25 protein-coding genes and 1 pseudogene are annotated in these 26,048 nt (G+C 49.2%); 25 read left to right on the plus strand and 1 reads right to left on the minus strand.

The window, feature by feature from the left end; all coding sequences use genetic code 11:
• Positions 1-17: 17 nt before the first annotated feature.
• Genes def through EGV91_RS11255 form a run of 8 tightly spaced genes read left to right on the plus strand, consistent with a single transcriptional unit; the run spans position 18 to position 7,803 of the window.
• The gene (def, locus tag EGV91_RS11220; RefSeq protein WP_135503764.1) at positions 18-530 is read left to right on the plus strand and encodes a peptide deformylase; all 513 of its coding nucleotides are present in this window, start codon (positions 18-20) and stop codon (positions 528-530) included.
• A complete protein-coding gene (fmt, locus tag EGV91_RS11225) occupies positions 527-1,459 on the plus strand; it encodes a methionyl-tRNA formyltransferase (protein ID WP_135503766.1) in 933 nt (310 codons plus the stop codon). The genes def and fmt overlap by 4 nt, the downstream gene beginning before the upstream one ends.
• Entirely contained in the window at positions 1,456-2,802 is a 1,347-nt protein-coding gene (rsmB, locus tag EGV91_RS11230) for a 16S rRNA (cytosine(967)-C(5))-methyltransferase RsmB (protein ID WP_135503768.1), read from the plus strand. Before fmt ends, rsmB begins: the two co-directional genes overlap by 4 nt.
• 37 nt (positions 2,803-2,839) lie before the next feature.
• Positions 2,840-3,589, plus strand: coding sequence for a Stp1/IreP family PP2C-type Ser/Thr phosphatase (locus EGV91_RS11235; protein ID WP_175580305.1), 750 nt, complete (start codon positions 2,840-2,842; stop codon positions 3,587-3,589).
• A 2-nt stretch (positions 3,590-3,591) separates the two neighbouring features.
• Positions 3,592-5,574, plus strand: a complete 1,983-nt coding sequence (gene pknB / locus EGV91_RS11240) for a Stk1 family PASTA domain-containing Ser/Thr kinase (RefSeq protein WP_135503770.1) — start codon at positions 3,592-3,594, stop codon at positions 5,572-5,574.
• 36 nt (positions 5,575-5,610) lie between these two features.
• Positions 5,611-6,507, plus strand: coding sequence for a ribosome small subunit-dependent GTPase A (gene rsgA / locus EGV91_RS11245; protein WP_135503772.1), 897 nt, complete (start codon positions 5,611-5,613; stop codon positions 6,505-6,507).
• Positions 6,500-7,165, plus strand: coding sequence for a ribulose-phosphate 3-epimerase (gene rpe / locus EGV91_RS11250; RefSeq protein WP_135503774.1), 666 nt, complete (start codon positions 6,500-6,502; stop codon positions 7,163-7,165). Before rsgA ends, rpe begins: the two co-directional genes overlap by 8 nt.
• On the plus strand, positions 7,162-7,803 hold the full coding sequence (locus EGV91_RS11255) for a thiamine diphosphokinase (RefSeq protein ID WP_135503776.1): 642 nt from the start codon (positions 7,162-7,164) through the stop codon (positions 7,801-7,803). The genes rpe and EGV91_RS11255 overlap by 4 nt, the downstream gene beginning before the upstream one ends.
• A gap of 510 nt (positions 7,804-8,313) precedes the next feature.
• Here EGV91_RS11255 and rpmB read toward each other — a convergent pair.
• Positions 8,314-8,502, minus strand: a complete 189-nt coding sequence (gene rpmB / locus EGV91_RS11260) for a 50S ribosomal protein L28 (protein ID WP_135503778.1) — start codon at positions 8,500-8,502, stop codon at positions 8,314-8,316.
• A gap of 220 nt (positions 8,503-8,722) precedes the next feature.
• Here rpmB and EGV91_RS11265 point away from each other — a divergent pair, with 220 nt between their 5' ends.
• From EGV91_RS11265 to EGV91_RS11345, 17 genes and pseudogenes are all read left to right on the plus strand, one after another.
• The gene (locus EGV91_RS11265; protein ID WP_135503780.1) at positions 8,723-9,085 is read left to right on the plus strand and encodes an Asp23/Gls24 family envelope stress response protein; all 363 of its coding nucleotides are present in this window, start codon (positions 8,723-8,725) and stop codon (positions 9,083-9,085) included.
• Between the two features lie 18 nt (positions 9,086-9,103).
• On the plus strand, positions 9,104-10,756 hold the full coding sequence (locus tag EGV91_RS11270; RefSeq protein WP_135503782.1) for a DAK2 domain-containing protein: 1,653 nt from the start codon (positions 9,104-9,106) through the stop codon (positions 10,754-10,756).
• Positions 10,757-10,861: 105 nt separating this feature from the next.
• Positions 10,862-11,524, plus strand: coding sequence for an L-serine ammonia-lyase, iron-sulfur-dependent subunit beta (sdaAB, locus tag EGV91_RS11275; protein ID WP_135503784.1), 663 nt, complete (start codon positions 10,862-10,864; stop codon positions 11,522-11,524).
• 16 nt (positions 11,525-11,540) lie between these two features.
• Positions 11,541-12,440 carry an L-serine ammonia-lyase, iron-sulfur-dependent, subunit alpha gene (gene sdaAA / locus EGV91_RS11280; RefSeq protein ID WP_135503786.1) on the plus strand — a complete coding sequence of 300 codons (900 nt, stop codon included), beginning with the start codon at positions 11,541-11,543 and terminating at the stop codon, positions 12,438-12,440.
• Positions 12,430-14,472: an ATP-dependent DNA helicase RecG gene (recG, locus tag EGV91_RS11285; RefSeq protein WP_135503869.1), complete on the plus strand. Its 2,043-nt coding sequence runs from the start codon at positions 12,430-12,432 to the stop codon at positions 14,470-14,472. Before sdaAA ends, recG begins: the two co-directional genes overlap by 11 nt.
• 89 nt (positions 14,473-14,561) lie before the next feature.
• Positions 14,562-15,146, plus strand: a complete 585-nt coding sequence (gene fapR / locus EGV91_RS11290) for a transcription factor FapR (RefSeq protein WP_135503788.1) — start codon at positions 14,562-14,564, stop codon at positions 15,144-15,146.
• Positions 15,143-16,138 carry a phosphate acyltransferase PlsX gene (gene plsX / locus EGV91_RS11295; protein ID WP_135503790.1) on the plus strand — a complete coding sequence of 332 codons (996 nt, stop codon included), beginning with the start codon at positions 15,143-15,145 and terminating at the stop codon, positions 16,136-16,138. Before fapR ends, plsX begins: the two co-directional genes overlap by 4 nt.
• On the plus strand, positions 16,131-17,066 hold the full coding sequence (fabD, locus tag EGV91_RS11300) for an ACP S-malonyltransferase (protein ID WP_135503792.1): 936 nt from the start codon (positions 16,131-16,133) through the stop codon (positions 17,064-17,066). The genes plsX and fabD overlap by 8 nt, the downstream gene beginning before the upstream one ends.
• Positions 17,063-17,809, plus strand: coding sequence for a 3-oxoacyl-[acyl-carrier-protein] reductase (gene fabG, locus EGV91_RS11305; RefSeq protein WP_135503794.1), 747 nt, complete (start codon positions 17,063-17,065; stop codon positions 17,807-17,809). The genes fabD and fabG overlap by 4 nt, the downstream gene beginning before the upstream one ends.
• A 40-nt stretch (positions 17,810-17,849) precedes the next feature.
• Positions 17,850-18,086, plus strand: a complete 237-nt coding sequence (locus EGV91_RS11310) for an acyl carrier protein (RefSeq protein WP_135503796.1) — start codon at positions 17,850-17,852, stop codon at positions 18,084-18,086.
• Between the two features lie 124 nt (positions 18,087-18,210).
• Entirely contained in the window at positions 18,211-18,966 is a 756-nt protein-coding gene (gene rnc / locus EGV91_RS11315; protein ID WP_135503798.1) for a ribonuclease III, read from the plus strand.
• A 3-nt stretch (positions 18,967-18,969) separates the two neighbouring features.
• A complete protein-coding gene (gene smc, locus EGV91_RS11320) occupies positions 18,970-22,518 on the plus strand; it encodes a chromosome segregation protein SMC (RefSeq protein WP_135503800.1) in 3,549 nt (1,182 codons plus the stop codon).
• Positions 22,519-22,533: 15 nt separating this feature from the next.
• Positions 22,534-23,550: a signal recognition particle-docking protein FtsY gene (gene ftsY / locus EGV91_RS11325; protein WP_135503802.1), complete on the plus strand. Its 1,017-nt coding sequence runs from the start codon at positions 22,534-22,536 to the stop codon at positions 23,548-23,550.
• A 67-nt stretch (positions 23,551-23,617) separates the two neighbouring features.
• Positions 23,618-23,941 carry a putative DNA-binding protein gene (locus EGV91_RS11330; RefSeq protein WP_135503871.1) on the plus strand — a complete coding sequence of 108 codons (324 nt, stop codon included), beginning with the start codon at positions 23,618-23,620 and terminating at the stop codon, positions 23,939-23,941.
• A 12-nt stretch (positions 23,942-23,953) separates the two neighbouring features.
• A pseudogene (gene ffh, locus EGV91_RS11335) lies at positions 23,954-25,310 on the plus strand (signal recognition particle protein).
• A 159-nt stretch (positions 25,311-25,469) separates the two neighbouring features.
• Positions 25,470-25,742: a 30S ribosomal protein S16 gene (gene rpsP / locus EGV91_RS11340; protein WP_052651220.1), complete on the plus strand. Its 273-nt coding sequence runs from the start codon at positions 25,470-25,472 to the stop codon at positions 25,740-25,742.
• Between the two features lie 12 nt (positions 25,743-25,754).
• Positions 25,755-25,988, plus strand: coding sequence for a KH domain-containing protein (locus EGV91_RS11345; RefSeq protein ID WP_135503804.1), 234 nt, complete (start codon positions 25,755-25,757; stop codon positions 25,986-25,988).
• Positions 25,989-26,048 lie beyond the last annotated feature (60 nt).

A 26,048-nucleotide genomic window follows, 5' to 3' on the forward strand; every position in this document is an offset into this window, starting at 1 on the left:
GAAATGGGGAACCAGACATGGCAATCTTAGAAATCATCAAACACCCGAACCCGATTTTAGAGCAGAAATGCGAAACGGTGACGAAATTCGATAAAAAACTTGCGAAGTTGCTCGACGATATGCACGAAACAATGATTGAAAACGACGGCGTCGGCATTGCTGCGCCGCAAGTCAATGTGGCACAACGCATCGCCATCGTCGATTTCAATGAAGGCCAGGAACCGATTGAAATGATCAATCCGGAATTGGCCCTGTATGAAGGAGCCGACACCGATATTGAAGGCTGCCTCAGCTTCCCGGGAATTTTCGGTGAAGTAGAGCGTTTTGACCACATCAAGATCAAAGCGCAAGAGCGCGACGGCTCTTGGTATGAACTTGAAGCGGAAGGCTATGAAGCACGCGCAATCCTGCATGAAATGGACCACCTCGAAGGCATTTTGTTCACGAGCAAAATAACGAAATATATTTCACAGGAAGAATTGGATGCGATCATCGCCGAAGCGGCTGCTGAAGAGGAGGAAACGGTTTGACGAAAATCGTCTTTATGGGCACGCCGGCGTTTTCGGCGCCAATCCTGCGCATGCTTGTCGAAGAAGGCTATGACGTGATTTCAGTCGTCACTCAGCCGGACCGGCCAGTCGGGCGCAAAAAAGTACTGACGCCGACACCTGTCAAAGAAGAGGCATTGCGCCTTGGATTGCCGGTTTACCAGCCGGAGAAATTGAAGAATCCCGAAGAATTGCAACATGTGCTGGACCTTGCACCGGATTTGATCATCACCGCGGCGTTCGGGCAAATATTGCCGAGCGCCGTGCTTGAGGCGCCGAAACTTGGCGCCATCAATGTCCATGCATCGCTGCTGCCAGCATACCGGGGAGGCGCACCGATCCATCAGGCCATTATCGACGGCCAAACAGAAACGGGCGTCACCATCATGTATATGGTCGACCGGCTCGACGCCGGAGACATCATTTCCCAAACCGTTGTGCCGATTGGCAGCAAAGACGATACGGGCGTAATGTTCGATAAATTGAGCGCGGCAGGCAAAGATTTGCTGAAAGCGACCTTGCCATCGATCATCGATGGCACCAACGAAAGAAAACCGCAGGACGAAGAAAAAGTGACATATGCACGCAATATATCACGCGAGCAGGAACGCATTGATTGGACCCAATCAGCGCAAGCCATCTATAACCAGGTGCGCGGACTGCATCCGTGGCCAGTCGCGTTCACGACTTATAATGAACAAAACATGAAAATCTGGCAAACGGAACCGGCAGATTCTGCGAAAAGCGGAAAACCGGGAGAAGTGCTTGAACTAGGCGGCGACGCCATTCTCGTGCAAACGGGAGAAGGCGTCTTGGCGATCACGGAACTGCAGCCAGCAGGCAAAAAGCGCATGAGCGCTGACGATTATTTAAAAGGACCTAAGATCCAGGTGGGAGATTTATTCGTATGAAAAATAAAAAACTGCAAGGCAACGTTCGGGATGCGGCATTTTCCATTCTCTGGGCTGTTGAAAACAAACAGGCATACAGCAATTTGCTGTTGCATCAGACAATCGAAAGCTACGCCATTTCCAATAAGAACAAAGGCTTGTTGACTGAAATCACTTACGGCACTTTGCAGCACCAGATGACGCTCGATTATTACCTGGAGCCTTATTTGAAAGGCAAAGTGGAGCCGTGGGTAAAAACCTTGCTGCGCATGTCGCTATACCAAATCGTCTACCTTGACCGGGTTCCGGCGCATGCAGTTGTCCATGAAGCGGTGGAAATTGCCAAACGGCGCGGCCACGGGGGCATTGCTAAATTCGTTAACGGCGTACTCCGCTCGGTTCAGCGCAACGGCGTGCGTTCGTTCAACACAATCAGCGATCCGTATGAAAAAATTTCCATCGAAACCAGCCATCCGGTATGGATGATCAAACGCTGGGCCGAACAATTCGGTTTGGAAAAGACGCGCGAAATGGCATTGGAAAACAATAAAATCCCTTCCCAGACTGTTCGCGTCAACCGCATGCAGGCGACTCCGGAAGAAGTCATCGAGATGCTTGAATCCGAAGGCTTGGAAGCGGTGCAAAGCAAATGGGTGCCGGAATGCCTGATTGTCACAAATGGCCAGCCAGCGAAAACGGCGACGTTCGAAAAAGGCTTTATCACGATACAAGATGAAAGTTCGATGCTGAGCGCTTATGCCTTACAGGCAGGCCCGGGCATGGAAGTGCTGGATATGTGTGCGGCTCCCGGCGGGAAAACGACGCATATCGCAGAGAAGATGGAAAACAAAGGGCATCTTTTCGCCATGGACCTCCATAAGCATAAAATCAAGCTGATTGAAGAAACGGCAAAACGCCTCGGCCATACCGTTATCGAAACGGAAGTCGGCGACGGCAAGAAAAGCGTCGAACGCTTCGGTCCTGAAAAATTCGACCGTATTCTAGTAGATGCTCCTTGCAGCGGTCTTGGCGTCATCAAACGCAAGCCGGACATCAAATACACAAAAAAAGAAGAAGATTTCGATAGGCTGCAAGAAATTCAATTGGAGTTGCTTGGCCAAGCGGCGCAATTATTAAAGCCGGATGGCATCATGGTCTACAGCACATGCACAGTCGATTCGGTGGAAAACCGCGGAACGGCTGAGCGGTTCCTGAAAGAACATCCGGAAATGGAAAAAATCGAAGTGGCATTGCCAAAAGAGTTGGGGCTGAAAAACACAGGCTTCGTGCAGATTTTTCCGCAAGACTACGGCAGCGACGGTTTTTTCCTTTCCGCCTTCCGCAAACAAGCTTCTATTAAATAGTTCAAGCACGATTAGACATGAAACGGGGTGCCGGGTTTTGGTGCAATATGTTTTGGAAAGTGATACGGGTAAAAAACGCAAAATCAACGAGGATCGGGTAGCGGTTTTGAAGCGTCCGGATGGCCTGCTGCTTGCAGTGGTAGCCGATGGGATGGGCGGCCATAATGCAGGTGACGTAGCGAGTTCGATGACCGTTGATACTTTAGGAGAAATGTTCATGGAAGCAGGGAAAGACGCGTTTTCATCAATCGATGAAAAGAAATCGTGGTTGTCCTTGAATATCCAGAAAGTCAACGCCATGGTATATGAATACGCAGAAAACAACCCGGGCTGCAAAGGGATGGGCACAACGCTCATCGCCGCCTTGATCGAAGGGCAAGATTGCGTTATGTGCCACATTGGCGACAGCCGTGCTTATGTCATCAATGGATCAATCGAACAAGTGACGCGTGACCATTCTTACGTCAACGTGCTGATTGACAGCGGTGAGATCAGTGAAGAAGAAGCAGAAGCGCATCCGAAGAAAAATTGGATCGTCAAAGCGCTTGGGACCGATCCCGAAATTGATGGTGAAATCCTTCATTTCTCAACAACAGCACTTTCGTATATGCTGATTTGTTCAGATGGGCTCAGCAATAAAATAACCAAAGAAGAAATTTCCTCCATTATTCTGTCAGATGCTCCACTCTCCCTTAAAGGTGAGGAAATGGTGAATCTGGCGAATGACATGGGAGGAGAGGACAATATCTCGTTCGTTCTTCTTTCCTTGAAGGATGAGGAGGTGTAAGCATGTTAATCGGCAAAAGCATTAATGGCCGCTATAAGATTTTAGAATTGATCGGCGGAGGCGGGATGTCGAACGTTTACCTGGCCCATGACATAATTTTGGACCGGGATATTGCCATTAAGATTTTGCGCTATGATTTCTCCAATGAAGAAGAATTGCGCAGGCGATTCCAACGTGAGGCATTGTCGACCACCAGCCTGGCACACCCGAATATCGTCAACATTTTCGATGTAGGAGAAGAAGGCTCGCTGCATTATTTGGTAATGGAGTATGTGCCGGGGAAGACGCTCAAAGAATACATAATCGAGCACTCGCCCGTCGAGCCTGAACAAGCTGTGAAAATCATGAAGCAGCTGACGTCAGCGTTGGCGCATGCCCACCAGAACCAGATCGTCCACCGCGACATCAAGCCGCAAAATATCCTGATGGATGCGGAAGGCAATGTAAAAATCACCGATTTCGGCATTGCGATGGCATTGAGTGCCACGTCTTATACGCAAACCAATTCGGTGCTTGGGACAGTCCATTATTTGTCGCCGGAGCAAGCACGCGGCGGCGCAGCGAACAAGAAATCGGATATTTATTCACTGGGCATTGTGATGTTTGAATTGCTTACAGGGCGTTTGCCGTTCTCAGGTGAATCTGCGGTATCGATTGCATTAAAGCATCTTCAGACAGAAACGCCGTCACTGCGTGAAATGGTGCCGACAATTCCACAAAGTCTGGAGAATGTCGTCTTAAAAGCGACTGCGAAAAACCCGCAGCACCGCTACCAGTCAGCCAACGAAATGGAAGAGGATTTGTCGACGGTTTTATTGCCGGAACGGCTCAATGAACCGAAGTTTACAGTCCCCCATGACGATGACGAGACGAAAGCGATGCCCGCCATCAAGGATCCGAAAACGTTTGAACGTTCTCAGGAGACGAAAACCGTTGTGCCTGTCGACAGCGTAAAAATCGCTGGAGGCAGCAATAAAAAGCCTCCGGTTCCGGAAAAGAAAAAGAAGCTGCCATGGGCCATCGCAGTGATTGGCGCGCTGATTTTAGCTGGATTGATAACAGCGATAGCGTTTCCCGGACTGTTTGAACCGCGGCAAGTCGCTGTACCGGACGTTTCCGGCATGGAACGGAACGAAGCGGTTGAAGAATTGCAGGCTGCAGGCTTCCTGATTGGGGAAGAACAGCAGCAGCCTTCTGAAGATATTGAAGAAGGCCAGGTTATCCGGACGATCCCGGAATCCGGAAAAATGCGGGACCGGGAATCTGAGATTCAATTGTTCATTAGCTCAGGCAAAGAAAGTGTCTTGTTCGAGGATTATACCGGCGAAGATGCTGAAGAAACGGAAGAATTGCTGCGGCAGGCCAATTACATGGACGTGAGCCTTGTCGAGGAATTTTCAGATGAACCAGCCGGCACCGTCCTCTCGCATGAACCGAGAGCCGGCGACGAAGTCATTGCTTCTGAAACAGAAGTGGTTTTGACGGTCAGCAAAGGCAAAGACATGCGCGCAGTGGAAAACATCGCTGGATTTTCCGAGGCGGATTTGAGCCAGTACGCGCGGACCTCCGGCTTCAATATCCGCATCATCGGGGAAGAGTCATCGGATACTGCTGCGGAAGGGACTGTCTTATCGCAGACCCCGGCTGCTGGTGAAGAACTGGAAGCGGGCAGTACCATCGAAGTGGTGATGTCATCCGGCAAAGCTCCGCTGCCGCTGAAAACATATATCCGCACCGTTGATATTCCATACGAGCCGGCCGAACCGGCGGCGGAGGGCGAGGAGCCAGTGGAACAGACGATCCAGATTTATATCCAGGACAATGACAGTACAATGGCTGAGCCTGTCGAGGAGTTCACCATTACCGAAAGCGAGTCGCGTAAAGTCGAATTGCAGATTGCAGAAGGCGGCAGCGCAACCTATCGCATCGTCCGCGACTCGACCGTTATTGAAGAAGACACCATCGAATACAATAACGTGGAATAAAATCACTAGCTGACAATAGAAGGAGTGAAAACAAGCATGCCGAAAGGTCAAATCAGAAAAGCGCTGAGCGGATTCTATTATGTTATGGACGAAGACGGCAAACGCTATACCCAGTGCAGAGGCCGGGGCGTTTTCCGCAACCGCCAAATTTCCCCTCTGGTCGGCGATTATGTCGACTATGAAGCGGATAATGAACTGGAAGGCACCATCACACATGTCCATGAACGGAAGAATGAACTGGTGCGCCCGCCCATCGCGAATGTCGACCAGGCAATTCTTGTGTTTTCCGCAAAACAGCCTGATTTCCATACGATGCTATTGGACAGGTTTTTGACGGCGATCGAGTCTCATGATATCCAGCCTGTCATTTGCATCACCAAAATGGATTTGATGAACGACAGCGAAAAAGAAAATCTTGCTCATTTTATTGAGGATTATGAAAAAATCGGCTATGAAGTCATTCCGACATTCATTGGCGACCCTGAATTGCAGCAGCGCCTGATGCCTGTACTCGAAGGCAAAATCAGTGTACTGGCGGGCCAATCAGGCGTCGGCAAATCAACGATGCTCAATACGATTCTGCCGGCGCTCGAGCTGAAAACTGATGCCATTTCGAAAGCCTTGAACCGAGGCAAGCATACGACGCGCCACGTCGAGCTGATCGAGGTCAATAACGGCTTGCTGGCCGACACGCCAGGATTCAGTTCATTCGATTTTGATACGGTTGAAAAAGAAGAACTTTCCGAGTTCTTCCCTGAATTCGCTGCCCGTTCAAACGGCTGCAAATTCCGGGAATGCCTTCATTTAAATGAACCGAAATGCGCAATCAAAGCAGCAGTGGAAAATAAAGAAATCCCGGAATACCGCTATAAGCATTACTTGAAATTCCTGGATGAAATTATGACGAGAAAGCCGAGGTACTCCAATGATTAAAATTGCACCTTCGATACTAGCAGCAGATTTTGCAAAATTGGGAGAAGAAGTTCTCGAAGTTGAAAAAGCAGGAGCGGATTGGATCCACATTGATGTCATGGATGGCCATTTCGTTCCGAATATCTCTTTTGGCGCGATTGTGGTGGACGCTATCCGCCCATTGACGAAACTTCCGCTTGATGTCCACTTGATGATTGAAAATGCAGACCGCTACATCGAGGATTTCGCCAAAGCAGGAGCGGATTACATCACGGTCCATGTTGAAGCATGCCCGCATTTGCACCGGACAATCCAATTGATCCGCGCATCCGGTGTTAAGCCAGGGGTCGTTTTGAATCCGCATTCGCCGATCGAAACAATTCTTCCAATCCTTGAAGATATTGATCTCGTATTGTTCATGACGGTCAACCCGGGCTTCGGCGGCCAGAAATTCATCGAATCGGTCGTGCCGAAAGTGGAACAATTGTCGAAAATCATCCGTGAAAAAGGCTTGTCAATCGACATCCAAATCGACGGCGGCATCAATGAAGAAACGATTATTCCATGTGCGAAAGCCGGCGCCAATGTATTTGTAGCAGGTTCTGCAATTTTTGGGAAAAGGGATCGCCGCGAAGCATTGCAGGCGATCAAACGGGCTGGAGAAGAGGCCATCTCATGAATGTCGTAATTGTCGGCAGCGGACCGGTGGACGAACTGCCGGACTTCGCCGCTTGGCCAGATGCGGTATTCATCGGGGTGGACGCGGGGACATTGGTGTTGCTGGAACAAGGCATTTTTCCTAAAGCTGCGGTCGGCGATTTCGATTCGGTGTCGCAGAGGGAATTGGATGAAATCGCTTCGCTGTTCCCTGATTTCAGCCGGGCAGAAGAAGAAAAGGATGAAACCGATACGGAACTTGCGCTGGAGAAGGCGATGGAATTTTCACCGCAGCATGTTTTTGTGGCGGGTGTAACCGGTGGACGGCTGGATCATTACATGAGCGCGCTCCACGCTGTTTACCATGTCCATCTCAAGCATTCCGGCATCAAGTTCTACATCGTCAACAAACAGAACCGCATCCGCTTTTTGGAACCCGGCATCCACAAAATCCAACGGGAAAACGGCTACCGCTTCATCTCGTTTTATCCATTCGCTGAGGAGATTGAAGGCTTCACATTGGAGAACTTCAAATATCCTGTTGTGGATGAAACCATCCGTTTCGGTTCCACGCGTTTCGTCAGCAACGAATTTGACGGCGAGGGCACCGTGTCCTTTACAAAAGGCAGCTGCATCGTCATCGAAAGCGCAGACATATGAAAAGGTGCATCGGATTTTTCCGATGCACCTTTTATTTTTGGGGATAGCTATTAAAAATTCAATTGATGAGCCGATATTCCGCAAAACAGCCCCGCTTTCCTGCGGGCTTGCGCCGAACTAACTCGTGCTAGTGCACGAGTGGATTTCGGCACTTCGCTCTCCCGCGGGAGTCGGGACTGGTTTGCTCCATATCTGGAGATTTGAACAATATGCAGTTACTTCTATCTTTCAAATTTTTCAATAAAAGAAATGATCCTTTACTAAGAAATACCATTGAATGAAGTGGATGACGGCGACTCCAGCGGGAGCAGTGATGGAGCAAAGCGACAGAGCGACGAGCTGAAGACCCTGGACTGATCAAAGCGAGGGAAGAGGCTTCAGCCGTGCCCGCGGAAAGCGTCCGGCTGAAGCGAAATGAAATATATATTAAATAGCGCATTATGATTCTTAAAAAAGAAAAAATGCCGGATCTGACTGATGTCAGATTCGGCATTCGTGTTGGGCGAGTGATTAAACGCGCTCAACTTTTCCTGATTTCATTGCTCTTGCAGAAACCCATACACGTTTCGGTTTACCGTTTACAAGGATACGAACTTTTTGAAGGTTTGCTCCCCATGTACGTTTTGTCGAGTTTAACGCGTGTGAACGAGCGTTTCCAGCGCGAGCTTTACGTCCGCTAATAGCACATACTTTAGGCATGTAAGTCCCTCCTCACAAGTGAAGCTGAAAATTATAATAGAATTTCAGTTCGTTTTTCGTTTCACATACTTTAATAATTTACCACAGGTATTTAGCCTTTGCAAGATATTTTCACAGGTCTTTCAAGAAAAAAACCTTTACACCCCAAACGCCTGCTTTTCTTGTATAATGGTTTCATGTAGAATGAAAAGAGTGAAATAGGACTCAAGGAGGAATTCCAATGTCGATTGAATTGAAAAACGAATACGGCCAAATCGATATTTCCAATGATGTAATCGCCCAAATTGCAGGCGGAGCGGCAATCGAATGCTACGGAATCGTAGGGATGGCGACGAAGCATCAGATCAGAGATGGCCTGACCGATATATTGCGCAAAGAGAATTTCGCTAAAGGTGTCATTGTCCGCCAGGAAGATAAAGATTTGAGCATTGATATGTATGTCATCATCAGCTACGGAACAAAAATTTCCGAAGTGGCGTACCAAGTCCAGTCCAAAGTGAAATACACAATTACCAAGACGCTTGGCATGCCTGTCAAAGCAGTCAATATTTATGTTCAAGGAGTTCGTGTGACGAACCCGTAAGAGGAGGAAGAAACGGCTATGAAGTCTTTAAATGGAATTCAGTTCGCGGATATGGTGCAGATGGGTGCCCATCACCTTTATCAAAATGCGGATTATGTAGATGCATTGAATGTATTTCCAGTGCCAGACGGTGATACTGGAACGAACATGAACTTGTCTATGACTTCGGGGGCGAAAGAAACCGAAGCGCATGCACAAGAACATATCGGCAAAACGGCAGGAGCATTATCAAAAGGATTGTTGATGGGAGCGCGCGGAAATTCGGGCGTTATTTTATCGCAATTATTCCGAGGTTTTGGCAAATCGATTGCCAATGAACCGGAATTGTCGGCTGTCAAATTTGCGGAAGCTCTTCAGCACGGCGTAGAAACAGCGTATAAAGCGGTGATGAAGCCGGTTGAAGGCACAATCTTGACTGTAGCTAAAGACGCTGCAGCAAAAGGCATGGAAGTTTCAAAAACAGAAACGGATGTTATTACGCTTTTCGAAGCCGTGGTCATGGAAGCGAAAGCTTCACTTGAACGCACACCGGATCTGCTTCCTGTATTAAAAGAAGTCGGCGTTGTCGACAGCGGCGGCCAAGGGCTAGTCTACGTGTACGAAGGATTTCTTGCTTCATTGAAAGGCGAGCAATTGCCGGAGAAGCATGCCCATAACACGATGGATGATTTGGTCAGCGCTGAACACCATAAGAACATCGCAGGCTTCATGGACACATCGGATATTGAATTCGGTTATTGCACGGAATTCATGGTGAAATTCGAAGAAGGCAAAAAAGAATTCAACGAAGCAGCTTTCCGTACAGACTTGAGCGGCTACGGCGATTCGCTTTTGGTCATCTCGGATGATGAAGTCGCGAAAATCCATATCCACTCGGAAGAACCGGGCAAAGTGCTTACATACGGCCAAGAATACGGCAGCTTGATTTCGATGAAAATCGAGAACATGCGCCAACAGCATATCGATATCGTTGGCGAGGATTTCCGCAAAGGCGAACCGAAAAAAACGGCGACGCATCCTTACGCAGTCGTGACTGTCGCAATGGGTGAAGGCGTAGCTGAACTTCTCAGAAGCATCGGAGCATCTTACGTCATTGAAGGCGGGCAAACGATGAACCCCTCGACGGAAGACATCGTCAACGCGGTTAAATCGATCGGTGCAGAACGCGTACTGATTTTGCCGAACAATAAAAACATCATCATGGCAGCCGAGCAGGCGGCGGAATTGCTCGATATCGAAGCAGCCGTAGTGCCAACTAAAGACGTGCCGCAGGGAATGGCCGCATTGCTGGCATTCAATGCCAACGCGACAGTTGATGAAAACCTGAAAACAATGGCGAATGCATCGAAACAAGTGAAATCGGGCTCTGTGACATTTGCAGTCCGTGATACTACAATTGATGGCGTGACCATTACGAAAGATGACTTCATGGGAATCTCAGAAGGCAAAATCGTCATTTCAGATGCCAGCTTAGAGCGGGTTACGGAAGAATTGGCGAAAAAACTCATCGATGAAGATTCTGAAATCGTCACTATTCTTTTCGGTGAAGATGTGAACGAATCGGATGCTGAGAAATTGGGCGGATTCATCGAAACCCTCAATAGCGAAGTCGAAGTGGAAATCCACAACGGCAAGCAGCCGCTTTATCCTTATATAATTTCTGTTGAATAGAAACCCTTAGCGCATACAAATGTATGCGCTTTTTTATTTTTGTAGATTGTGGCAAATTCATGTACACTGAAGGTAGACGCAACTAGATAGAAAGGGGTTTGAGCAATGAAGTTCAAATCTGTTTTTGATATTATAGGACCGGTCATGATCGGTCCCTCTTCTTCGCATACGGCGGGTGCCGCGCGCATCGGAAGAGTGGCAAGGGATTTATTCGGCCGCCAGCCGAAATGGGCGAAGATCCATTTATACGGCTCGTTCGCCGAGACATATAAAGGGCATAGCACGGATGTAGCAATCGTCGGCGGACTGTTGGACTACGATACGTTTGATGAGCGCATCAAAACTTCTTTTGAAGAAGCGGAAAAGCTGGGCATGGCATTCGAGTTCATCCCGGAAACCGCCAGCGTTGAACACCCGAATACCGCACGCATCGTCATTGGCGATGAACGTTCGGAAATGTCGCTGATGGGCATTTCCATCGGTGGCGGTAAAATAGAAATCACGGAATTGAACGGATTCCCGCTGCGCTTGTCCGGCAACCATCCGGCGATCCTGGTGGTCCATGATGACCGCTCTGGCTGCATCGCAAACGTAGCGAATTGCTTGTATAAATACGATATCAACATCGGCCATATGGAAGTGTCCCGGAAAGAAAAAGGGGACATGGCGCTTATGGTCATTGAAGTGGATCAGAATGTCGACAAAGAAGTGTTGGATGAGCTTACTGAGCTGCCGAACATTACACAAGTGACGCGAATCGCTGATTGAGAAGGAGGCAAATGGAGTGGAACCTTTATTCCGCAATGTAAAAGAATTGGTGGCACGGGCTGAACAGGAAAATAAATTGATTTCAGAAATCATGATTGAGCAGGAAATGCTCGTCACTGACCGGCCGCGCGAAGATATCATGAAACAGATGGACCGCAATTTGACGGTCATGGAAGAAGCCGTTGAAAAAGGGCTGAAAGGCGTGCATTCCGTATCCGGTTTAACAGGCGGCGACGCTGTTTTGCTGCAGGCGTATATGGAAAAAGGCAATACGCTGTCAGGCAACCTTTTATTGGACGCTGTCAGCAAAGCTGTGGCGACAAACGAAGTCAACGCGGCGATGGGTACGATTTGTGCGACACCTACAGCGGGTTCAGCAGGCGTTGTGCCAGGAACCTTGTTTGCAGTAAAAAACCAGCTTAACCCAACTCGGGAACAGATGATCCGTTATTTGTTCACGTCGGGTGCTTTCGGCTTTGTTGTCGCGAATAATGCGTCGATTTCAGGTGCAGAGGGCGGCTGCCAAGCGGAAGTCGGATCAGCTGCCGGAATGGCCGCTGCTGCGATCGTGGAGATGGCGGGCGGAACACCGCAGCAATCTTCTGAAGCATTTGCGATTACATTGAAAAATATGCTCGGACTGGTTTGTGATCCAGTGGCAGGCCTTGTCGAAGTGCCTTGCGTCAAACGCAATGCCATGGGCGCAGCCAATTCGGTTGTAGCTGCCGATATGGCACTTGCAGGCGTAACCAGCCGCATTCCATGCGATGAAGTGATCAGCGCAATGTATGAAATCGGTAAATCGATGCCGAGCGCATTGAGAGAAACGGCAAAAGGCGGACTTGCCGCTACTCCGACCGGCAAATGGCTGGAAGCGAAAATATTTGGCGGGTCCGTGGTCGGCAGTGGGCAGTAAAGATTCTGTCGCTGTTTTAAAAGGCGTCGGCAGACAAGCTGCGGAAACTTTACAGGAAATGAAGATTGAAACGATCCATGATCTGATTATGACATTTCCTTACCGCCATGAAGATTTCCAGCTGAAAGATCTGGCTGATACACCGCATAATGAACGGGTGACTGTGGAGGGAAGGGTCGAAAGTGAGCCTTCCGTCCTTTTTTTAGGAAAAAACAAGTCGCGGACAACTGTCCAAGTGATGGTGGGCCGCCATTTGATCAAAGCGATTTTCTTCAATCAGCCTTACGTCAAAGCCAAGCTGCACATCGGTGAGATTGTCACGCTAGCCGGCAAATGGGACCGCGGCCGCCAAATCATCACGGTGCAAAGCCACACAATCGGCCCGCGCACAGGCGGCGCTGATTTTGAGCCGGTCTATAGTTTGAAAGGCAGCATCCACCAGAAGACGTTCCGCAAATTGATGCGGCAAGCGCTGGATATTGCTAAATCCGACCTAGAAGACTGTTTGCCGGAGCGTTTTCGCACAGCCTATCACTTGGCGTCTATTGAAGATGCCTTGGAATGGGTTCATTTCCCGGTGGACGGTGAAGCGCTGAAACAGGCGAGACGCCGTTTTGTCTACGAAGAATTGCTGATTTTCCAATTGAAGATGCAGGCATTGCGGAAAAAGAACCGCGAAGAAGAAGGCGGCTCGTTTATCGACTATGACCTGAACGAATTGAAAAAGTTCATCCAATCACTGCCATACGGCTTGACCGGCGCACAAAAACGCGTTGTCAATGAAATCTCGAAAGATATGAAAGAACCGTTCCGCATGAACCGGCTGCTTCAAGGAGACGTCGGTTCAGGCAAAACGGTTGTCGCTGCCATTGCGCTTTACGCAGCGGTGACAGCGGGACAGCAAGGGGCGTTGATGGCACCGACCGAAATTCTGGCTGAGCAGCACGCCAATACCTTAGCGGAATGGTTCGCGGATTTCCCCGTGAAGATTGCGTTGTTGACGGGATCGGTCAAAGGAAAACGGCGCCAATTGATTCTGGATCAATTGGCGGCTGGGGAAATCGATATGCTGATTGGCACCCACGCATTGATCCAACCGGATGTTGCGTTTAAGAAATTGGGACTGGTCATCACTGATGAGCAGCACCGCTTTGGCGTGGATCAGCGCCGAGTCTTGAAAGACAAAGGCTATAATCCGGATGTCTTGTTCATGACAGCGACCCCGATTCCGCGGACGCTCGCAATATCGGCATTCGGTGAGATGGACGTTTCAGTCATCGATGAAATGCCGGTGGGCCGCAAAGAGATTGAAACTTTTTGGATGAAAAAAGACATGTTCGGCAAAATCGTGGGCCGGATGGAAAAAGAGCTGGCGGCAGGCCGCCAAGCATACGTCATTTGCCCGCTGATCGAGGAGTCGGATAAGCTTGATTACCAGAATGCTGTCGATCTGTTCCAGCAACTATCCAGCCATTTCTATGGCAAGTTCACGGTCGGTTTGATGCACGGACGCTTGCATAGCGATGAAAAAGAACAGACAATGCGTTCGTTCTCTGAAGGCGAAGTGGCAGTGCTTGTTTCCACAACAGTCGTTGAAGTCGGCGTGAACGTGCCAAATGCCACGTTCATGCTGATCTACGACGCGGAACGCTTTGGCCTGTCGCAGCTTCACCAGCTGCGGGGCCGGGTCGGCCGGGGCAGCGATCAATCGTATTGTGTGTTGCTGGCGGATCCGAAAACGGAAGTCGGCAAAGAACGCATGTCTTCGATGACGGAAACCAATGACGGCTTTGTGCTGGCAGAGAAAGATCTTCAGCTGCGCGGGCCCGGAGACTTTTTCGGGCGCAAGCAAAGCGGCATACCGGAGTTCAAAATGGCGGATCTTGTGCATGATTACCGGGCACTGGAAACAGCGCGCAAAGATGCGGAGTCATTAGTGAGTTCCGAAGAATTTTGGACCAGCGACGAAATGGCGTGCCTTCGCAGCCAGCTCGAAAAATCGGGTGCACTGGCCGGAGGCAGGCTTGACTGAGAATGCAGGGTGCAGATTATCCTTGCATTCTTTTTTTGTTATTTATATACTCATATTAGTACCAAGTGCTAATAGCGGGCGGTGACAAGATGAAAAAACCGAAAAAAGAACGGCAATTGGCGCTGACGGCGTCCATAAAAGAAAACCCTTTTGTGACGGACGAGGAATTGTCGGCAAATTTTGGCGTCAGTGTCCAAACGATACGCCTTGACCGCATGGAATTGTCGATTCCCGAACTGCGGGAACGCATCAAGCATGTAGCCGTTAAGACATTTGAAGATGAAGTGAAGTCTTTGCCGATTGACGAAGTAATCGGGGAGATTATCGATATTGAATTGGATGAAAAAGCGATTTCTCTTTTCGACGTTAAACCGGAACATGTATTTCAACGCAACCAGATTGCCCGCGGCCACCATTTATTCGCTCAAGCGAATTCATTGGCGGTAGCTGTCATGAATGACGAACTCGCGCTCACCGTAAAATCCGAGCTGCAGTTTCTGCGGCCTGTAAGGGCAGGACAGCGTGTAGTGGCGAAAGCGCAAGTAATCGACCGGAATCCGGAGAAAAATCGGGCATATGTAAAAGTCGTCTCGACTGTTGATCAGGCGACCGTATTTATCGGCACATTTGAAATGTACCGAATGACTGAGCAAAGCGAAGGTGACGGAAATTGATCATAGCAGTAGATGGCATGGGCGGAGACAACGCCCCGAAAGAAATTATTGCAGGCGTTTATAAAGCGCTTGAAGAATTCAGCGATTTGCAGATTCAATTGTATGGCAGGCAAGACCGGATGGCAGAGTATTTGAAAGACCATAACCGATTGGCCGTCATTCACTGTGAAGAAATAATCGAGTCGACGGACGATCCTGTCCGGGCAGTACGGCGCAAGAAAGACTCTTCGATGGTGCAGATGGCGCTGGCAGTGAAAGAAGGCCGGGCAGATGCTTGTGTATCGGCAGGCAATACCGGCGCGTTGATGTCAGCTGGCTTATTCGTGGTCGGCCGGATTGAAGGGGTAGACCGCCCGGCGCTCGCGCCGACGCTTCCGACAATTGACCGCAAAGGATTCCTGATGCTCGATATGGGGGCAAACGCAGAAGCGCGTCCGGAGCATCTGGTGCAATACGCCATCATGGGCAGCATATACGCAGAAAAAGTGCGCGGCATCACAAATCCGACAGTCGGCTTGTTGAATATCGGCACAGAAGAAAAGAAAGGCAACGAATTGACAAAAGCAGCCTTTCCGCTCTTGAAAGAAGCCCCGATTAATTTTATCGGCAACGTAGAATCGCGTGATTTATTGAATGGTGTCGCTGATGTTGTGGTGACGGACGGCTTTACCGGCAATATGGTGCTGAAAACGATCGAAGGCACGGCGATGAACGTTTTTGCGATGATCAAAGATGTGTTCAATAGCTCGGCGAAGACGAAATTGGCGGCTTTATTGGTCAAAGACGATTTGCGCGGCTTGAAAGGCATGCTCGATTACAGCGAATATGGCGGTGCGGGGCTATTCGGCTTGAAGGCTCCGGTCATCAAAGCGCATGGCTCATCCAATGGCACTGCGCTGTTCAATGCCATCCGCCAGGCGCGGACAATGGTGGAAAATGATGTAGCGGGAACGATATACAGCACGCTGAAAAAGGAGAACCCTCATGACTAAAATTGCATTTATTTATCCAGGGCAAGGTTCACAAGCTGTCGGAATGGGCGAAAGCTTTTTATCCGACAGCAAGAGCCTTGAGTTTTTCAAACAGGTCGATGAAGTGCTGAGCGTCAATTTGTCGCAGATGATGCTTGAAGGCCCGCAGGAACACTTGACCCTTACATACCATGCGCAGCCGGCATTGTTGACGGTGAGCTCGATGATTACAGAACGCTTGAACCGCGCCGGGATCTTCCCGGATTACACAGCCGGGCATAGCCTGGGTGAATACAGCGCGCTTGTCGCTTCAGGCGTCCTGCCGTTTGAAAAAGCGGTCGATATCGTCCATAAGCGGGGCTTGTTCATGAACGAAGCAGTGCCTGCAGGAGAAGGGGCGATGGCTGCCATTCTAGGGATGGATAGCACAGAGCTGGAAAAAGTGACGAATGAAGTGACGGATTCGGTCGGCGTCGTCCAATTGGCGAATCTGAATTGCCCAGGGCAAATCGTCATTTCCGGAACGAAAGCGGGCGTTGACAGAGCTTGTGTGCTCGCGAAAGAACGCGGCGCCAAACGGGCAATTCCTCTTGACGTCAGCGGTCCGTTCCATTCAGAATTGATGCGGCCGGCATCGCAGGCGTTGTCGAAAGTGCTGAGCGAGGCCTTTTTGGAAGATGCCAAAGTACCGGTTATCACGAACGTTACAGCGAAAAGTGAAACCCATGCTTCCCAAATCCAGGAGCTATTGGTGCGCCAATTGTACTCGCCGGTCCTCTGGGAGCAATCGGTGCGTGAAATGATCGACTTGGGCGTCACCGTATTTGTGGAAATCGGGCCCGGAAAAGTGCTTAGCGGCCTTGTGAAGAAAATTGACCGTTCAGCGGTAACACTGCCAGTATACGATTTGGCAACGTTTGAAAAAGCGGTAGAGGAGCTGGCGAAATGACCAACTTAACAGGGAAAACAGCAATTATCACAGGAGCTTCGCGCGGCATCGGTGCGGAAATCGCCCGTAAAATGGCCGAAGCCGGTGCTAAGATTGTCGTTAATTACAGCGGCAGCCAGGCAAAAGCGGAAGCTGTCGTAGAAGAAATCAAAAACAATGGCGGCGAAGCGATTGCTGTGAAAGCAGACGTTGCAGACGCAGATGCCGTGAAAGCGATGGTCGATCAGGCGATGCAGGCTTTCGGCTCAGTGGATATCCTTGTCAACAATGCAGGCATCACACGCGATAATTTGATGATGCGCATGAAAGACGATGAGTGGGATGACGTCATCAACACGAATCTGAAAGGCGTCTTTATCTGCACCAAAGCGGTGACGCGCCAAATGATGAAACAGCGCTCTGGGCGCATCGTCAACATTGCGTCGATTGTCGGCGTGATGGGCAATGCGGGACAGGCGAATTATGTGGCAGCTAAAGCCGGTGTCATCGGCTTGACGAAGACAACAGCACGCGAACTTGCGAGCCGGAATATCACGGCAAATGCTGTGGCTCCAGGGTTTATCACAACGGATATGACGGATAAATTGGGCGAAGACATCCAAAAAACGATGCTTGCGCAAATTCCCCTCGGCCGTTTCGGCAAACCGGAAGAAGTGGCGAAAGCGGCGCTTTTCCTGGCGTCAGACGACGCATCTTATATGACTGGGCAGACGCTTCATCTTGACGGAGGCATGGTCATGTAGGAAGAAATTTTGTATACTGATTTGAGGGGAGGTGACGGCATTGTCAACAGTATTAGAGCGCGTAACAAAAGTAATCGTAGATCGTCTAGGTGTGGAAGAAAGCGAAGTAAAGCTTGAAGCTTCATTCACAGGCGACCTTGGTGCAGATTCATTGGACGTAGTTGAATTGGTTATGGAACTTGAAGACGAATTCGACATGGAAATTTCTGATGAAGACGCAGAAGGTATGGCAACAGTAGGCGACGCGGTAACGTATATCGAAAAAAAGCAAGCATAATCTGATTACACTCTCGACGCACAGAAGCTTTTAGCAAAGCGGCTGTGCGTCGCTTTGTTTTTTTGCACAAAGCTTCAAAAAAAGGTAAAATTAGAGGCAGAACGTTAAAGGAAGGCAGATTACAATGGCAATGAAAAGAAAAGTGAATCAGCAGAAGCCTGGATTGATCAAAGAAAGCTCGCGGGCAGCCTTTGACCAATTGCAAAAGGACTTGAATATTAAATTTGAACAGCCGGCGTTGCTTTATCAGGCATTTACGCATTCTTCTTATGTCAACGAACACAGAAGAAGGTATTACCTCGATAACGAACGCCTTGAATTTTTGGGAGACGCAGTATTGGAATTGTCAGTTTCTCACTTTTTGTATGCAAAGTATCCAGAAATGAGCGAGGGCAAGCTGACAAAGCTGCGTGCAGCAATCGTCTGCGAACCTTCATTGGTGACGTTTGCCAATGAGCTCAATCTCGGCAACTACATCTTGCTTGGAAAAGGTGAGGAACAGACAGGCGGCCGGACGCGCCCTGCGCTATTGGCGGATGTATTTGAATCGCTGATCGGCGCTTTGTATTTGGACCAGGGCTTGGAAGCGGTTGTCAGCTTTATGGAAGTGGTGCTATTTCCAAAAGTTGAAGTCGGTGCATTTTCCAACGTCATGGATTACAAGAGCCAGCTCCAGGAATTGGTGCAGCAAAAGAACAATGGCTCATTAAGCTACGAAATCATCGATGAAAAAGGCCCTGCACACAGCCGCGTGTTTGTGACGCGGGTATCGCTCGCTGATCAGGAACTCGGCATCGGCAATGGCCGCTCGAAAAAAGAAGCGGAGCAAAAAGCCGCTCAGCTGGCCATCCTTAAATTGCAGGAAGCAACGGAGGATTAGAACATGTTTTTGAAACGATTAGAAGTCATGGGGTTCAAGTCGTTCGCCGATCGCATCGGCATCGATTTCGTCCCCGGCGTGACAGCAGTTGTCGGACCTAACGGAAGCGGCAAGAGCAACGTCACCGATGCAATCCGCTGGGTGCTTGGCGAGCAATCGGCCAAATCTTTGCGCGGCGCAAAAATGGAAGATGTCATTTTTGCCGGCAGTGAATCCAGAAAGCCGCTGAATTTTGCGGAAGTTACTTTGGTATTGGATAATACGGACGGCAGTGCCCCTCTCGATTACAGCGAAATCAGCGTGACGAGAAGGGTTTTTCGCAGTGGTGAAAGTGCGTATTTGCTGAATAAGCAAAATTGCCGCCTGAAAGATATTACGGATCTATTTATGGATTCCGGACTCGGGAAAGAAGCTTTTTCCATTATTTCCCAAGGTCGGGTTGACGAAATTCTCAACAGCAAAGCGGAAGAGCGCCGCTCGATTTTTGAAGAAGCAGCGGGCGTTTTAAAGTATAAGCAGCGCAAGAAGAAGGCGGAATTCAAACTTAGCGAAACCGATGAAAACTTGAATCGCGTATTGGATATCCTGCATGAACTTGATGGCCGTATGGAGCCGCTGCAGATTCAGGCATCGACTGCCCGCGATTATTTGGATATGAATGAACAATTGAAAGGCGCAGATATTGCCTTATTGGCTTTTGATATTACGCAGCTTGTACAACAAATGGCAGCACTGGAAGAAGATGCAGCTTCCCACTCACGCAAAGAGCGGGAGTTAGCGGCTGATATTGAAGAAAAAGAACATGGGGTTAAAACGATCCGCTCGGCATTGAAAAAGCTGGACGATGAAATCGACGGCTCCCAGCAGCAATTGGTAGAGGCCAGCAGCGAAAGTGAGAAATGGGAAGGCCGCAAGCTGTTGATGTCTGAGAAAAAGAATAACGCAGACCGCCAAGCGCAACAGCTGACTGCGAGCCTGGATGGCGAAAAGCAGGAAAATGCAGCCCTCCACAAAAAGCATCGCGAACAAATGGCGATGCTGCAGGAGCGCAAAGCCGAACAACTAGCGATCCGCCAATCCGTGAAAGTGCTGGAGGACCAGCTCAACCGGTCGCCTGCTGATATTGACAACGATATCGAAACCCATAAATCCACGTATATCGATTTGATGAACGAACAGGCAAGCGTCCGAAACGAATTGAAGAATATCGATTTGCAGGAACAGCAAGTCTCGGAATCGAGCAGCCGCATCGCCGTACAAGAGGCGGATTTTTCGACTGAATTGGCACGCCTTGATGAAGAAAAAACGGCTGCCGGGGGAAAACTCGAAAACATCCGGACATTGCTGGAAGAAAAACGTGCACAATACAAAGCGGCGGAATCAACCTATACCAGCAAAAAGCAGGCGTTTGATAAAAAACAAACGATGTTGTTCCAGGCTTACCAGTCGCAAAAGCAACTGAGTTCCCGTGTGGAAACCTTGCAAGAGCTGGAAGCGGATTTTTCCGGCTTTTTCCAAGGTGTCCGCGAAGTCCTGGTGGCGCGTGACAAACGCCAACTCTCCGGCATCGTCGGGGCGGTTGCTGAAATTGTCCAAGTGGACCAGCAATACGCAAAAGCGATCGAAACGGCGCTTGGCGCAGCCAGTCAGCATATCGTCACGGAAAATGAACAAAACGCCCGTGAAGGCATCGAATTTTTGCGCAATAAACGCGCAGGGCGCTCTACGTTCCTGCCAATGACTGTCATGAAATCACGGAAAATCCCTTCCAGTAGCATAGCGGCTATAGAGCAGCATCCGTCATTTGTGAAAATGGCGTATGAACTGGTCGGCTATGATCAGAAATACGGAATGATCGTGGAAAACTTGCTTGGCAATGTCATTATCGCGAAAGATTTAAAAGGTGCATCGGCCATTGCGAAATTGACGATGAACCGTTACCGCACCGTTACGCTAGAAGGTGATGTCGTTAATGCGGGCGGTTCGATGACAGGCGGCGCCAACAAGACCCAGGCTTCGTTCTTTACTCGGAAAGCCGAACTCGAACAATTGGTCATTCAGCTGAAGGAATTGACGAGCACCATCGCCCAAGCTGAAAAGACTGTGAAAAAAGAACAGCAAGAAGTCACCGAAGCGGAACAGGCATTGAACAATTTGCGTTCTGAAGGTGAAAAATACCGCGACATGGAAGCCGAGCGCGCGATTATACTGCGCGAAATCGAAGCTGTCTTGAAGACGACGAAAGACCGCTACGGGCTGTTTCAAGCAGAGCGAAGCAATAAAACACATGATTTGTCCGCATTGGCCGACAAAAAAGAGGCAGCTGCAGACCGGCTAGGCGAAATCAGCGGTGAATTGCTGTCGATTTCCAAACAGATCGACGAATTGACGCAGTTCAAGCAGCAGAACGATTCGGCCCGTGATTCGGTCATTTCCAAACTCGCAGACCAGAAATCTTCGCTTGCTGTCATGAAAGAGCGCGTTGCTCAGCTGATCGTCAGCGAAGCGGAGCTTTTGGAACGGAAAGAGAAAAGCGATTTGAAAATCCAGCAGCTGCAAAAAGAGCTCGATTGGATTCAGTCAGAAGAAGCTTCTAAAGTTTATTCCGATGACGATATCTTGCGCGAAATTACAGTCTGGACCAATAAGAAAGAGAATGTGCAACAGTCGCTTGCCGAGCTGAAAGCAGGCCGCACGGCTAAGCAGAGCGAACTGACAGCGCTTGAAGAGCAATTGAAAGAGCTTCAGCGCATCTACAAGGGCTTTGTCGAAGCGATCCGCATCTGCGAAGTCAAGTCGACGCGCATCGATGTCCAGATCCAAGGTTTCCTTTCCCAGCTGGAGAATAATTACCATATGACGATCGAAAAAGCACGTGAATTCAAACTGGCTGACGAAGAAGCGGCAGTCCGCAAGAAAGTGAAACTGCTGAAACAGTCGATTGAAGAATTGGGGCCGGTCAATATCGGAGCGATTGAAGAATTCGACCATGTCTCCGAGCGCCACAATTTCCTGACCGAACAGCGCAACGACCTGAACGAAGCAAAAGAGACGCTGCGCACCGTCATCCGGGAAATGGATGACGAAATGACCAGCCGTTTTGATGAAACATTCCATGCCATCCGCGGACATTTCCAGCGGGTCTTCCGCGAATTGTTCGGCGGCGGTTCCGCGGATCTCGTGCTGACCAATCCGGAAGATATGCTAATGACCGGCGTGGAAATTATCGCGCAGCCGCCTGGGAAAAAGCAACAGACATTAAGCCTGCTGTCAGGCGGCGAACGGGCGCTTACCGCCATCGCGCTGCTGTTTTCAATTTTGAACATTCGCCCGGTGCCTTTCTGCGTACTTGACGAAGTAGAAGCGGCGCTTGATGAATCGAATGTCGTACGTTACAGTCAGTACCTGAAGAAATTCAGCAAAAACACACAATTCATCGTCATCACGCACCGCAAAGGGACGATGGAAGGCGCGGATGTGCTGTACGGCATCACGATGCAGGAATCAGGTATTTCAAAACTGGTGTCCGTCAAATTGCAGGAACAAAATTAATAGAGGAGTGATCATGTGAGTTTCTTTAAAAAGCTGAAAGATAAATTTGCAGGAAACGCGGAAGCGGAAGAGTCGACAGAAAAATACAAAGAAGGCTTAACGAAAACGCGCACGGGCTTTACGTCGAAGATCAATGACCTCGTAGCGAAATACCGCAAAGTCGATGAAGATTTCTTTGAAGAATTGGAAGAAATCCTTCTTCAAGCGGACGTTGGATTTGAAACAGTCATGGAATTGATGGATGAACTGCGCTATGAAGTGCAGCGCCAAAACGTCCGTGACACATCGAGGGTCCAGTCTGTCATTTCTGAGAAATTGGTGGAAATCTATCAAGCGGGCGAAGAGCAAACCACTGAGCTGAATTTCGCGGATGACTTGACGGTGATTTTATTCGTCGGAGTCAATGGCGTTGGCAAAACGACAAGCATCGCCAAATTGGCGCACCGCTTGAAAAACGAAGGCAAATCGGTCCTTTTGGCAGCGGGCGACACATTCCGTGCTGGAGCAATCGAACAATTGGACATCTGGGGCAAGCGCGTCGGAGTCGACGTCATCAAACAAAGTGAAGGGTCTGACCCGGCAGCGGTCATGTACGATGCCGTCCGTGCAGCAAAATCGCGCGGCGTGGACGTATTGATCTGCGATACCGCCGGACGCCTGCAGAACAAAGTCAATTTGATGAAAGAGCTGGAGAAAGTGAACCGGGTCATCGCACGCGAAATTCCTGGCGCACCGCATGAAGTCCTGCTGGCGCTGGACGCGACGACTGGCCAGAACGCATTGATCCAAGCGCAGATGTTCAAAGAAGTGACAAACGTGACGGGCATTGTCCTGACGAAGCTTGACGGCACTGCAAAAGGCGGGATCGTCCTCGCGATCCGCAGCAAGCTGAAAATCCCCGTGAAATTTGTGGGGCTTGGTGAGCAAATGGATGACTTGCAGCCGTTCGACCCGCAAAAATACGTCTATGGCCTGTTTGCGGAAGGTTTGGACAAAGAAGAAGCGATGGAACTCTTAGAAGGAGACAAGTAAAATTACTTGACGCCCAACTCTGTTTTCAGTATCGTAAAAAGAAGAGTGGATGAGGTGAACTGCAATGATGGGCTTAGAAAAAACAACGCGCATGAATTACCTGTTCGATTTTTATCAGGAATTGCTGACGCCTAAACAGCGCAGCTATATGGAGCTCTATTATTTGGACGACCATTCCTTGGGGGAAATCGCAGAAGCGTATAATATCACCCGCCAAGCGGTTTATGACAATATCCGCCGCACTGAAGCGATGCTTGAAGAATATGAAGCCAAACTGCAGCTGTTCGAGAAATTCCAAAAACGGCAGCAGCTGGTTACGGCATTTGAAAAAGAACCCTTTACAGAAGAACGGGTACGGGAATTCCTCGGCCAGTTAAAAGAATGGGATTAGGAGGCGATAGCAATGGCATTTGAAGGATTAGCTGAACGCCTGCAAGGCACCATCCAAAAGATCAAAGGCAAAGGTAAAGTGTCGGAAGCGGACGTCAAAGAAATGATGCGCGAAGTCCGCTTCGCTTTGATCGAAGCGGATGTCAACTTGAAAGTCGTAAAAGAATTCGTGAAAAAAGTCAGTGAACGCGCAATCGGTGTGGACGTCATGGAAAGCTTGACGCCAGGCCAGCAAGTCGTGAAGATCGTAAAAGACGAGTTGACGGAATTGATGGGCGGCGACCAAAGCAAAATCGAATTCTCATCAAAGCAGCCGACCGTCATCATGATGGTGGGATTGCAGGGGGCGGGTAAAACGACCACTTCCGGTAAACTTGCCAGCTTGCTGCGCAAAAAAAAACAACCGCAAGCCGCTATTGGTGGCAGCCGACGTTTACCGTCCGGCCGCTATCCAGCAGCTCGAAACAATCGGCAAGCAATTGTCGCTGCCGGTCTTCTCGAAAGGCACGGATATTTCCCCTGTGGAAATTGCTCGGCAGGCGATCGAGTTCGCCAAACAGGAACATATGGACACGGTCATCATCGATACGGCCGGCCGTTTGCATGTCGATGAAGCACTGATGCAGGAATTGAAAGATATCCGCGCCCTTAAAGAGCCAGAAGAAATCTTCCTTGTCGTCGACGCAATGACAGGCCAAGACGCTGTCAACGTAGCGCAGAACTTCGATGAAGCTATCGGCATCACCGGAGTCGTGCTGACGAAGCTTGACGGCGATACACGCGGTGGTGCGGCTCTGTCCATCCGTTCCGTTACCCAGAAGCCGATTAAATTCGTCGGTATGGGCGAGAAAATGGATGCATTGGAGCCGTTTTATCCGGAACGCATGGCGTCACGGATCCTTGGCATGGGCGATATGCTGTCGCTGATTGAAAAGGCGCAGTCCAACGTCGATGAAGAAAAAGCGAGAGAACTGGAAGAGAAATTCCGGACTTCTTCGTTCACATTCGATGATTTCCTGGACCAGCTGTCGCAGGTGAAACAGATGGGCCCGCTGGACGAAATCCTGAAGATGCTGCCAGGCGCCAATAAAATCAAAGGGCTGGAAAATGCGAAAGTTGATGAAGGCCAGATGGCCCGTGTGGAAGCGATTATCCAATCGATGACGACGCAGGAGAAAACGACTCCTGACATCATGAACTCGAACCGCAAAAAACGCATTGCCAAAGGTTCGGGAACGACGATCCAAGACGTTAACCGTCTATTGAAGCAATTCGAAGACATGAAAAAAATGATGAAGCAGATGTCAGGCATGAGCCAAAAAGGCAAAAAGAAAGGCTCGATGCCTGGCCTGGATTCGCTTTTCAAATGATCCGAGAATGATTTATTGCGCGTGAAAACCGTTTAAAAACACGGCGAATCGCTGTTGCAGCAAAGAAATTTTAAGGTGTTAAGAAAAAATACTTTACAAACTATTTAAAGCTTGATAATATAATATCTTGTGTGAAACTATTCGGAGGTGCTTTAAGAAATGGCAGTAAAAATTCGCTTGAAACGTATGGGAGCTAAGAAATCTCCTTTTTACCGTATTGTAGTAGCTGACTCACGTGCTCCACGTGACGGCCGTCAAATCCAAACAGTGGGTACTTACAACCCGCTAACAGTTCCAGCTGAAGTTAAAATTGACGAAGAATTAGCGTTGAAATGGCTTCATGATGGTGCTAAACCATCTGACACAGTTCGCAACTTGTTTTCTCAAAACGGCATTATGGAGAAATTCCATAACGAAAAATTAAGCAAGTAAGGGAGTTTTCTTATGAAGCAGCTGATTGAAACCATTGTGAAACCGCTAGTCGATCATCCGGACGAAGTTCGCGTCGAAACTGACGAAAATGCAAGCCGTATTGTCTATAAACTTTCAGTGCATCCAGAAGATACAGGGAAAGTCATCGGTAAACAAGGACGCGTCGCGAAAGCGATCCGCTCCATCGTGTATTCAGCAGCTGGGAATCATCATAAGAAGAAAACTTACGTCGATATTGTGGATTAGCAAAAAAGGGAGGAGCCTAGGTTCCTCCCTTTTTTGTCAGCCAAAACAGAAACTGAAAGG

It is taken from the genome of Planococcus koreensis (genome assembly GCF_004761975.1).
GTDB lineage: Bacteria > Bacillota > Bacilli > Bacillales_A > Planococcaceae > Planococcus > Planococcus koreensis.

Excerpts from the sequence above, each read along its gene's own strand:
- EGV91_RS11270 (WP_135503782.1), top strand. The coding sequence starts at position 9,104 with ATGAAGTCTTTAAATGGAATTCAGTTCGCGGATATGGTGCAGATGGGT.
- rpmB (WP_135503778.1), bottom strand. The coding sequence starts at position 8,502 with ATGCCTAAAGTATGTGCTATTAGCGGACGTAAAGCTCGCGCTGGAAAC.
- def (WP_135503764.1), top strand. The coding sequence starts at position 18 with ATGGCAATCTTAGAAATCATCAAACACCCGAACCCGATTTTAGAGCAG.
- EGV91_RS11265 (WP_135503780.1), top strand. The coding sequence starts at position 8,723 with ATGTCGATTGAATTGAAAAACGAATACGGCCAAATCGATATTTCCAAT.
- fabG (WP_135503794.1), top strand. The coding sequence starts at position 17,063 with ATGACCAACTTAACAGGGAAAACAGCAATTATCACAGGAGCTTCGCGC.
- smc (WP_135503800.1), top strand. The coding sequence starts at position 18,970 with ATGTTTTTGAAACGATTAGAAGTCATGGGGTTCAAGTCGTTCGCCGAT.
- EGV91_RS11345 (WP_135503804.1), top strand. The coding sequence starts at position 25,755 with ATGAAGCAGCTGATTGAAACCATTGTGAAACCGCTAGTCGATCATCCG.
- pknB (WP_135503770.1), top strand. The coding sequence starts at position 3,592 with ATGTTAATCGGCAAAAGCATTAATGGCCGCTATAAGATTTTAGAATTG.
- rnc (WP_135503798.1), top strand. The coding sequence starts at position 18,211 with ATGGCAATGAAAAGAAAAGTGAATCAGCAGAAGCCTGGATTGATCAAA.
- rsmB (WP_135503768.1), top strand. The coding sequence starts at position 1,456 with ATGAAAAATAAAAAACTGCAAGGCAACGTTCGGGATGCGGCATTTTCC.
- fapR (WP_135503788.1), top strand. The coding sequence starts at position 14,562 with ATGAAAAAACCGAAAAAAGAACGGCAATTGGCGCTGACGGCGTCCATA.
- EGV91_RS11330 (WP_135503871.1), top strand. The coding sequence starts at position 23,618 with ATGGGCTTAGAAAAAACAACGCGCATGAATTACCTGTTCGATTTTTAT.
- fabD (WP_135503792.1), top strand. The coding sequence starts at position 16,131 with ATGACTAAAATTGCATTTATTTATCCAGGGCAAGGTTCACAAGCTGTC.
- rsgA (WP_135503772.1), top strand. The coding sequence starts at position 5,611 with ATGCCGAAAGGTCAAATCAGAAAAGCGCTGAGCGGATTCTATTATGTT.
- rpsP (WP_052651220.1), top strand. The coding sequence starts at position 25,470 with ATGGCAGTAAAAATTCGCTTGAAACGTATGGGAGCTAAGAAATCTCCT.
- rpe (WP_135503774.1), top strand. The coding sequence starts at position 6,500 with ATGATTAAAATTGCACCTTCGATACTAGCAGCAGATTTTGCAAAATTG.
- EGV91_RS11255 (WP_135503776.1), top strand. The coding sequence starts at position 7,162 with ATGAATGTCGTAATTGTCGGCAGCGGACCGGTGGACGAACTGCCGGAC.
- sdaAB (WP_135503784.1), top strand. The coding sequence starts at position 10,862 with ATGAAGTTCAAATCTGTTTTTGATATTATAGGACCGGTCATGATCGGT.